Origin of the sequence: Actinocrinis sp. (assembly GCF_035653575.1) — a bacterium.
Taxonomy (GTDB): Bacteria; Actinomycetota; Actinomycetes; order Streptomycetales; family Catenulisporaceae; genus Actinocrinis.
In genome coordinates, this window is the sequence record NZ_DASRBQ010000070.1 from 1 (window position 1) to 8240 (window position 8240).

Genomic DNA, 8240 nt, shown 5'->3' on the forward strand with positions numbered 1-8240 from the left:
CCCTCCGGCAGCGACTCCTCGCCGGGAAGCTCCGCAGCCTCGGCGTGTTGCACCACTTCAAGTGCATCAAGCAGCGTGTCTACGACTGCGGCTTCCTGCTCGTCCTCGCGGAACATCCGCCGCCAAAGGGCCCCAATGAACGGCAGGCCGGCCATGTCGCCGACGACCCAGATCGCTCCGCCGCCGATGAGTTGGTCGTCATGAAGCGACATGCCCCACGGGCGGTGTAGCGCCGTGTAGTAGTCCCCGGCGACTTTGTAGCTGCCCCACATCAGAATGATGCCGAGGGCGCCGTCTGTTACCGCTTCGGCGAATGTGATCCAGACAGACACCATGTGCGGGTATTCGTGCGGTACCGGATCAATGCGAAGCCGCATCCAATAGTAGTAATAGCCGACCACGAGTAGCGTGAACCGGAGTACTTCATTCTGAAAATCGCTGCGCATGGCCGCTTCGAACCATGGCGTGAGATACACCAAGAACGGCGTACTTAGGAAGACGGCTGAGACGGTGGCCGGGAAACCGAGGAGATAAGCCGGTCGGCTTCGCAGCACACCGATGATTCGCTCGCGGCCGTGCTCGGAGCAGTTCTCCATGATCAGCGCCAGCGGTGAACCGAGCGCCAAGAGCATCGGCACGACCATGAGCACCAGGGTGTTCTGCACAGCCCTTGGCCAGAAAAGCGTCCGCTCGTATGCACCGAGGAACGACATAGAGACGAACGCGAACAGGCCGAGGCCGGAGAGGAACAGGACTGTGCGTCCGCGCTGCCACGTCCCTCCGCGTGCCCTGACGCGTCTGACGCCCGCGATGTAAAGCACCGCGCCGACCACGACTACGCCGAGCACCCAGGGGTTCAGCGTCCACTGGGTCACGTAGGCGCTGTTCTGCAGAAGGGGTGGCCCTGAATAGGCACTGACCATCGTGTGCGAGCCCGCTCCGGGCAGTCCGGTCGTCATGCGCGCATCACCTCGTGGCTTCGCCTGTACTCGCACATGGTAGGCAATCGGGCGAACTCGCTCAGACACCGGGGCTGGACCCGCCCAACTGCGCGCGACTCGCACAGATGGTCGAAACGCTTGCGGTCTGGCGCGATCATGGTTCCGCGACACGCCATCGTGCAACCTTGCGGTGGATGTCGGTGCAGGCGGATAGACTTCGAACTATCGTTCTAGATCGAACGGCCGTCCCCGGTGCCGTGCGGATTGGTTTGCCTGGATTTTCCGGTATTTCCGCACCCGCGGCCCCAGCGGCGTGAAACAGTGACCACTGAACGGTGGTCGCGGGATCCGGGAGCCACCGAGACGGGCGCGCTCACGGAGGCGGCGGTGTTGTCGGCGGTGGCCGGTAGCGTTCTCGTCGCAACTGGCGAACCGGCGGCCCAGACCGCGGAACCAACACACGGAGGCGAGAGAACCATGGCGGCGTCAACCGATCGGGAGAAGGCGATCGACGCGGCCCTCGCGCAGATCGAGCGGCAGTTCGGTAAGGGCTCGCTGATGCGCATGGGCGACCAGACGCGTGCGCCGATCGACGTCATCCCGACCGGGGCGATCGCGCTCGACGTGGCCCTGGGCGTCGGCGGATTGCCGCGCGGGCGCGTCGTCGAGATCTACGGCCCGGAATCCAGCGGAAAGACGACCGTGGCCCTGCACGCGGTCGCCAACGCGCAGCGGGCCGGCGGCCTGGCCGCGTTCATCGACGCCGAACACGCCCTCGACCCGGTCTACGCGAAAGCGCTCGGCGTCGACACCGAGAACCTGTACATCTCGCAGCCGGACAACGGTGAGCAGGCCCTGGAGATCGCGGACACGCTGATCCGCTCCGGCGCGCTGGACATCATCGTGATCGACTCGGTCGCCGCCCTGGTGCCGCGTGCCGAGATCGAGGGCGAGATGGGTGACTCGCACGTGGGTCTGCAGGCCCGGCTCATGAGCCAGGCGCTGCGCAAGATCACCGGAGCGCTGAGCCACTCGAAGACGACCGCGATCTTCATCAACCAGCTGCGCGAGAAGGTCGGCGTGATGTTCGGTTCGCCGGAGACGACGACCGGCGGCCGGGCGCTGAAGTTCTACGCCTCGGTGCGCCTCGACGTGCGCCGCATCGAGACGCTGAAGGACGGTCAGGACGCGGTCGCCAACCGCACCCGGGTCAAGGTCGTGAAGAACAAGGTGGCCCCGCCCTTCCGGCAGGCCGAGTTCGACATCGTCTACGGCCACGGCATCAGCCGCGAGGGCGGCCTGATCGACCTCGGCGTCGAGCACGGCTTCGTTCGCAAGTCCGGAGCCTGGTACACCTACGAGAACGGACAGCTCGGACAGGGCAAGGAGAACGCGCGCACTTACCTGAAGGACAACCCGGACATCGCCGACGAGATCGAGAAGAAGATCAAGGAGAAGCTGGGCGTCGGCCCGCAGCTGGACGCGCCGGCCGTGGACGCCAAGCCTGCCGCTGCCGCCGAGGCGGAGGCTCCGGCAAAGCCCGCGCGGTCGCGAGCCAAGGCGGCGAGCACTGACGCAGCCGGGCTGTGACCGATCGGCCTAGCGGCGGGCGCGGGCGCGAGCACGGGTACAGGCACGCAGCTGAGCACGATGACGACCACCGCCGGCTGGGCTCGGACTCGGGATTCAATGCGGGTTCGAGCCGCCGGGGCGGTAGTCGGCGCGAGCGACCGGACTGGGGCACAAGTCTCGACGCGGACTCGGATCAGGCAGGTGGCGGTCGGCGAGAGCGGCAGAGGACGGATCTAGAGTTCGAGGCAGGTCCGAGTCGTGCGGGTGATCGTCGGAGCGAGTGGTCAGGCTCGGACTCGGGATTCGATGCGGATCCGGGCCGCCGGGGTGGCGGTCGGCGCGAGCAGCGTGGCAGGCGTCGGTCGTCGAACCGCGCCGTCGAGTCCCGGCAGGACGGCGACGGCGCGGACGCCGCAGCCTCGGAGTCGGCTGGTGGCGGTGAAGCGGCCGCTCGCCGGATCGCTCTGGACGCGCTCTCGCGAGCGGCCAGGACCCGAGGCCAGCTAGAGGCACTGCTGCAACGCAAGGGCATCGCGCCGGAAGCAGCTGAGGCAGTCCTCGATCGTTTCGAAGAGGTGGGCCTGATCGACGACGTCGGGTACTCCGAAGCCTTCGTCGAGTCCAGGCACCGGATCCGCGGACAAGGCGGAAGAGCCCTGTCCGCGGAGCTGCGCCGCCGCGGAGTCGCGGACGACGTCGTCGCGGATGCGGTCGGTGCGCTCGACCCGGAACAGGAATTCGAGACCGCGTGCCGGATCGCTCGCGCACGATACGACCGGATGCCTGCCGTGGCGGCCGAGGTGAAGCTTCGCCGCCTGGCCGGATTCCTCGCCCGCAAAGGCTATTCAGGCGCGATCGTGTCGCGCGCAGTGCGTCACGTGGTCCAGGAAGCGGCTGCTGAGGAGCAGGAAGCCGCCGAAGCGGCCGCTGAGGCTTTCGGTGACTTCGAAGCCGACGACGCGGAGTTTGGCGTGGACTGACGCGGTGATTGCAGCGCCAGGTGGTCGGAAATAGCGTGGGCGCGGGCTGGGGCGCTCACGTGGGCACGGCGTGGACTGAGGCGTGTCTGTCGCCTGGTGTTGAGACAACGTAGTTGGCGCTGCGGGAGGTTGGATGGCCGTGCGTCGGCTGACCGATCGAACACAGTCCGACCAGACATCGTTTCGGACGCCGACGGGAGTGCGCCTTAGCCATTAAGCCTCGGTCCCATCCGGTGCAGGCGTCAGGACTTCGGCGTCCAGACACCGTCCGGCGGCGCGATCGGCTGGATACCTGAGGGCGCAAGCGTGGCATTGAAGATCGCCTGCCAGGTCCCGTCCTTCTCGGCGGCGACCAGAATGCTGTCGATCTTCCGGCGCAGCAGGTCGTCACCGAGCGGCAGTCCGATGCCGTACAGCTGAGGCGCCGCGGCCTGAGGGATCGCGATCAGCCGCAGGTGCTGCGGGTCCTGGGCCGCGTAGCCGGCCAGCACGGCGAGGTCGGTGAACACGCCATCAACGCTGTGCTGCTTCAGCGCGGACACGCACTCCGAGAACGTGCTGCGGGACACCGTGTGCGCGCTGCTCAGCGACTTGATCGGGTTGATGGAGGTCGAGCCCGACGTCGAGCAGACGCTGTCGCTCGCGGTCAGCGAGCCGAGGCTCGTCATCTGCTCGTCCGAGCGGACCAGCAGACCGTCGATCGTCTCGAAATATGGGCCCGCGAACGAGACGACCTGCGCGCGGTCGGGCGTGTACGAATACGAGGCCACCACCAGGTCGACCGAACCGTTCTGCAGTGCGTTCTCCCGGTTCGCCGTGGTCACTGGCACGAACTGGATCTGCGAGCGGCTGAAGCCGAGCCCGGCCGCGACCAACTCGGCTATCTGGATGTCGAAGCCGGTGTAGGTCTTACTGTTCTCGTCGTAGTAACCGAGCCCCGGTTGGTCGTTCTTCACCCCGATAACAATGCGGCCCTTGCCCTGGTCACGCGCCGCCATCCGCTGGAACGTCGAGGAGTCGTCCAGCCTGACCCCGGCGGCCACGGGGAAATCACCGGTGGCCGCGATGGGGGAGATGGTCACGCATCCGGCGGTCGTGCCCGCGGTGAGGCCTATCGCGAGCAGCAATCCCAGCAATCCCCGTCGTCGCACAGTTCCGCCCCTCACGCGTGCCGCCCCGACTGCGGTTCCCGGTGTGGAAAGGTAGCGCCTGTCAGCCTTATTCGTCACGGCAGGGGATAACGGTCGGGTAACGAGGCCGCGATCTGCGTCTCGGACCGGGCTGCGGCCTGCACGAAAGACGGGTTCGCCACTCGACGTGGCAAAATGCGTCACGTGGCCGTCGCACGGCCCCACGCGTCGCGGATGAGAGTGGTTCGGCTGGGATGTCCTCCTCCAGGAAGTACGAGATCGTCACGTACGGCTGCCAGATGAACGTGCACGACTCGGAGCGGCTCTCCGGCCTCATGGAGAGCGCCGGCTACGAGCGGGCCGAGAACGGCGAGACGGCCGACGTGGTGGTCTTCAACACCTGCGCCGTGCGCGAGAACGCCGACAACCGGCTGTACGGCAACCTCGGGCACCTCGCCTCGGTCAAGGCACAGCGGCCCGGTATGCAGATCGCGGTCGGCGGCTGCCTCGCGCAGAAGGACCGCGGTGAGGTGGTGCGGCGAGCGCCTTACGTCGACGTTGTGTTCGGTACGCACAACCTCGCTGCGCTACCTGTGCTGCTTGAACGCGCGCGCGTGCAACAGGAGGCGCAAGTCGAGATCGCCGAGGCGCTGGAAGCCTTCCCCTCGACGCTGCCGACCCGCCGTGAGTCGGCCTACGCGGCCTGGGTTTCGGTGTCGGTCGGCTGCAACAACAAGTGCACGTTCTGCATCGTGCCTTCGCTGCGCGGTACCGAGCGGGACCGGCGTCCGGGCGAGATCCTGGCCGAGGTCGAGGCGCTGGTCGCCGAAGGCGTCGTTGAGATCACGCTGCTCGGCCAGAACGTCAACTCGTACGGCGCCGAATTCGGCGATCGCGAGGCCTTCTCCAAGCTGCTGCGCGCCTGCGGGCAGATCGAGGGGCTGGAGCGGGTCCGCTTCACGTCACCGCATCCGCGCGACTTCACCGATGATGTGATCGCGGCCATGGCTGAGACGCCGAACGTGATGCCTTCGCTGCACATGCCCCTGCAATCCGGCTCCGACTCCGTGCTGCGCGCGATGCGCCGCTCTTACCGGCAGGAGCGGTACCTGGGGATCATCGAGCGGGTGCGTAAGGCCATCCCGCACGCAGCGATCACGACCGACATCATCATCGGCTTCCCCGGCGAGACCGAGGCCGACTTCGAGCAGACGCTGCACGTCGTGCGCGAGTCCCGGTTCGCCTCCGCGTTCACGTTCCAGTACTCAAAGCGCCCCGGCACGCCGGCTGCTGAGATGGACGGCCAGGTGCCGAAGCAGGTCGTGCAGGAGCGTTACGAGCGGCTGGTGGCTGTGCAGGAGGAGATCTCCTGGGCGGAGAACCGCAAGCTGGTCGGCACGGAGGTCGAGCTGCTGGTCGCCGAGGGCGAAGGCCGCAAGGACGGTGCGACACATCGGATGTCCGGCCGGGCCCGTGACAACCGGCTGGTGCACTTCGCCGTCGGGGACGCGGCGACCGGTGAGGCGGATGACGCACAACGGCCCCGACCCGGCGACCTGGTAACCGCCCGGATCACCTACGCCGCGCCGCACCACCTCGTCGCGGACGGAGAGAACGGCGGCAGCGCCGTACGCACGCTGCGGCGGCTGCGCTCCGGTGACGCCTGGGAGGCGCGTAACGCAGCGAAGGACACCAAGCCGGTCGTGTCGCTCGGGATGCCCGCCGTCGGGGTTCCTGCGCCGCTGCCTGCCGCCCCTGTGTGCGGCTGAGCTCAGATAGGAAGACGCAGCATGCTGGTTGCGGCCGCAGTGTGCCCGCAGACGCCTCTGCTCGTGCCAACGGTCGCAGGCGGTGCGGCTGAAGAGCTGGCGGACGTTCGGAAGGCATGCATCGACGCGGTAACGCAGCTGGGGCGGGAAAAGCCGGACCGAGTCGTCGTGATCGCGTCCAGCGCTGGTTCGGGCGCGCGGGAAGGGCGGCTCGAGGGCACGTTCCGTCGCTTCGGCGTTGATCTCGCGGTCGGTGGCGCCAACGATGGCGAGGACACGACCGTCGAGCCGTGCTGTGGCCTGCTCGTCGCCCAGTGGTTGCTCGACGCTGCGCTCCCGCCAAGCACTTCGGTGCGTGAGGGCTGGGAGATCGGCGAGGATACCGTGCCGGAGGAATGCGCGAGGCTGGGCCAGGAACTGGCCGGCGGGAGCGAGCGGGTGGCGTTCCTGGTCATGGCCGATGGCTCCGCGCGGCGCACGCTTAAAGCTCCCGGCTACCTCGACGAGCGCGCCGAGCCCTTCGACGACGAGGTCGCCCGCGCCTTGGCCGCCGTAGACACGAAGTCGCTCGCGGCCATCGATCCGACGGCCGCGAGCGACTTGATGGCGGCTGGACGCGCGCCCTGGCAGGTGCTGGCCGGGGCTGCAGAAGCCGCCGACGCCGCGCAGTCCGGCCACTCAGGCGCCGGAGAGCGCCCGTGGCACGGCGAACTGCTCTCGTATGGCGCGCCGTATGGCGTCGGCTATTTCGTGGCGTTGTGGAGGATTGGCGGGGCCGCAAGGGTGTCGGCCGACGTTTAGCCTCGGTGCGCCATATGGGGGTCGGGTATTTGGTGGCGGATCCGCGGTGGCGCCGGCCGGCGCTTAGCCTCGGCGCACCGCATGGAGTCGAGCACATCGTGGAGCTGTGGACGGTCGGGGGTCCACTGTGGCGCCGACCGACGTGAGGCGTCGGCGCCCTACGGTGTCACGCACTCCGCAGGGCGCATCAGCGGGTCAGCTCTGTGGTGGCTGTGCGCCGTCCTCACCAGGCATGCCGCCCATGCCGGGCTGCGGCATGTCCGGGCCGACTCCGGGCTCGCCGCCTGCGCCCCGCTCGCCCTGCTCGGCGAGCATGTCCTTGGCTTTGCCCGTGCCGGTGTTGATCTGGTCGGTGTACTTGTGGCCGGTCCGGTCGTCGACCATCTGCCCGGCCTTGTCGACGCCCTTGTTGACCTGGTCGCTGTGACCGTGCAGCATCCCGCGCGCCCGGTCCATCATCGCGGTGCCCGAGCCGCCGCCCTGGGTCTTGCTGTGTTTGAACCTGTCGAAGATGCCCATAGTCCTGGCCCTCCGGTCTTGGGCCGCCGTGTTCCGGCAGCCCGATCATCCGAGCATATGCGACATAAGCGGACATCGCGCGTCGGAGCGTGAGCCCGGGAACTGGGAGAATGGGCCCGTGACAGGGCCAGTGACAGAGCAGGCGGCGCAGGCGCGGCGCTCGGAAGCAGAGCGGGCCGAAGTGGCGCAGACGGACCTAGCGCAGACCGACGGTCACGGTGCGGTACACGGCCGTCCGACGGTCATTGCCGTGGTCGGCGCGACTGCCGTCGGCAAGTCAGATCTGGCTGTGGCGCTCGCACGAGCAGTCGGGGGCGAGGTGGTCAACGCCGACTCCATGCAGCTGTACCGCGGCATGGACATCGGCACCGCGAAGCTGACTGAAGCCGAGCGACAGGGCGTACCGCACCATCTGCTCGACATCTGGCCGGTCACGGAACGCGCTGCGGTAGCCGAATATCAGCGCCTTGCGCGGTCGGTCATCGATCGGCTGCTGGCCGAGGGCCGCCCGGCGATCCTGGTCGGCGG

General features: G+C 68.0%; 8 protein-coding genes and 1 pseudogene. 6 read left to right on the top strand and 3 right to left on the bottom strand.

All coding sequences use genetic code 11. From position 1 onward, the window contains the following. On the bottom strand, window positions 1-959 hold a 959-nt coding region (locus tag VFA06_RS10210; RefSeq protein WP_324840223.1), incomplete at its 3' end, for a cytochrome c oxidase assembly protein. Between the two features lie 459 nt (window positions 960-1418). On the opposite strand from VFA06_RS10210, the gene recA reads away from it, so the two are divergent. From recA to VFA06_RS26075, 3 genes and pseudogenes are all read left to right on the top strand, one after another. Continuing rightward, a complete protein-coding gene (gene recA, locus VFA06_RS10215) occupies window positions 1419-2531 on the top strand; it encodes a recombinase RecA (protein WP_324840224.1) in 1113 nt (370 codons plus the stop codon). Continuing rightward, window positions 2528-3067: pseudogene (locus tag VFA06_RS26070) on the top strand (hypothetical protein); the annotation flags it as partial. The gene recA and the pseudogene VFA06_RS26070, both read left to right, overlap by 4 nt. Window positions 3068-3088: 21 nt before the next feature. Next, complete coding sequence (locus tag VFA06_RS26075; RefSeq protein WP_414639864.1) at window positions 3089-3493, top strand: regulatory protein RecX; 405 nt, start codon at window positions 3089-3091, stop codon at window positions 3491-3493. Window positions 3494-3735: 242 nt separating this feature from the next. Here VFA06_RS26075 and VFA06_RS10225 read toward each other — a convergent pair whose 3' ends face one another. Beyond that, window positions 3736-4575: a glutamate ABC transporter substrate-binding protein gene (locus tag VFA06_RS10225; protein WP_324840226.1), complete on the bottom strand. Its 840-nt coding sequence runs from the start codon at window positions 4573-4575 to the stop codon at window positions 3736-3738. Window positions 4576-4877: 302 nt separating this feature from the next. On the opposite strand from VFA06_RS10225, the gene miaB reads away from it, so the two are divergent. Further along, window positions 4878-6392, top strand: a complete 1515-nt coding sequence (gene miaB / locus VFA06_RS10230) for a tRNA (N6-isopentenyl adenosine(37)-C2)-methylthiotransferase MiaB (RefSeq protein WP_324840227.1) — start codon at window positions 4878-4880, stop codon at window positions 6390-6392. A gap of 21 nt (window positions 6393-6413) precedes the next feature. Further along, window positions 6414-7193 carry a class III extradiol dioxygenase subunit B-like domain-containing protein gene (locus VFA06_RS10235; RefSeq protein WP_324840228.1) on the top strand — a complete coding sequence of 260 codons (780 nt, stop codon included), beginning with the start codon at window positions 6414-6416 and terminating at the stop codon, window positions 7191-7193. A 195-nt stretch (window positions 7194-7388) separates the two neighbouring features. Here VFA06_RS10235 and VFA06_RS10240 read toward each other — a convergent pair whose 3' ends face one another. Next, window positions 7389-7712 (bottom strand): antitoxin, encoded by a 324-nt coding sequence (locus tag VFA06_RS10240; protein ID WP_324840229.1) that lies wholly within the window; start codon window positions 7710-7712, stop codon window positions 7389-7391. Window positions 7713-7893: 181 nt separating this feature from the next. Here VFA06_RS10240 and VFA06_RS10245 point away from each other — a divergent pair. Next, window positions 7894-8240 (top strand): tRNA (adenosine(37)-N6)-dimethylallyltransferase (locus VFA06_RS10245; RefSeq protein WP_349260143.1); only part of this gene is annotated, 347 nt, incomplete at its 3' end.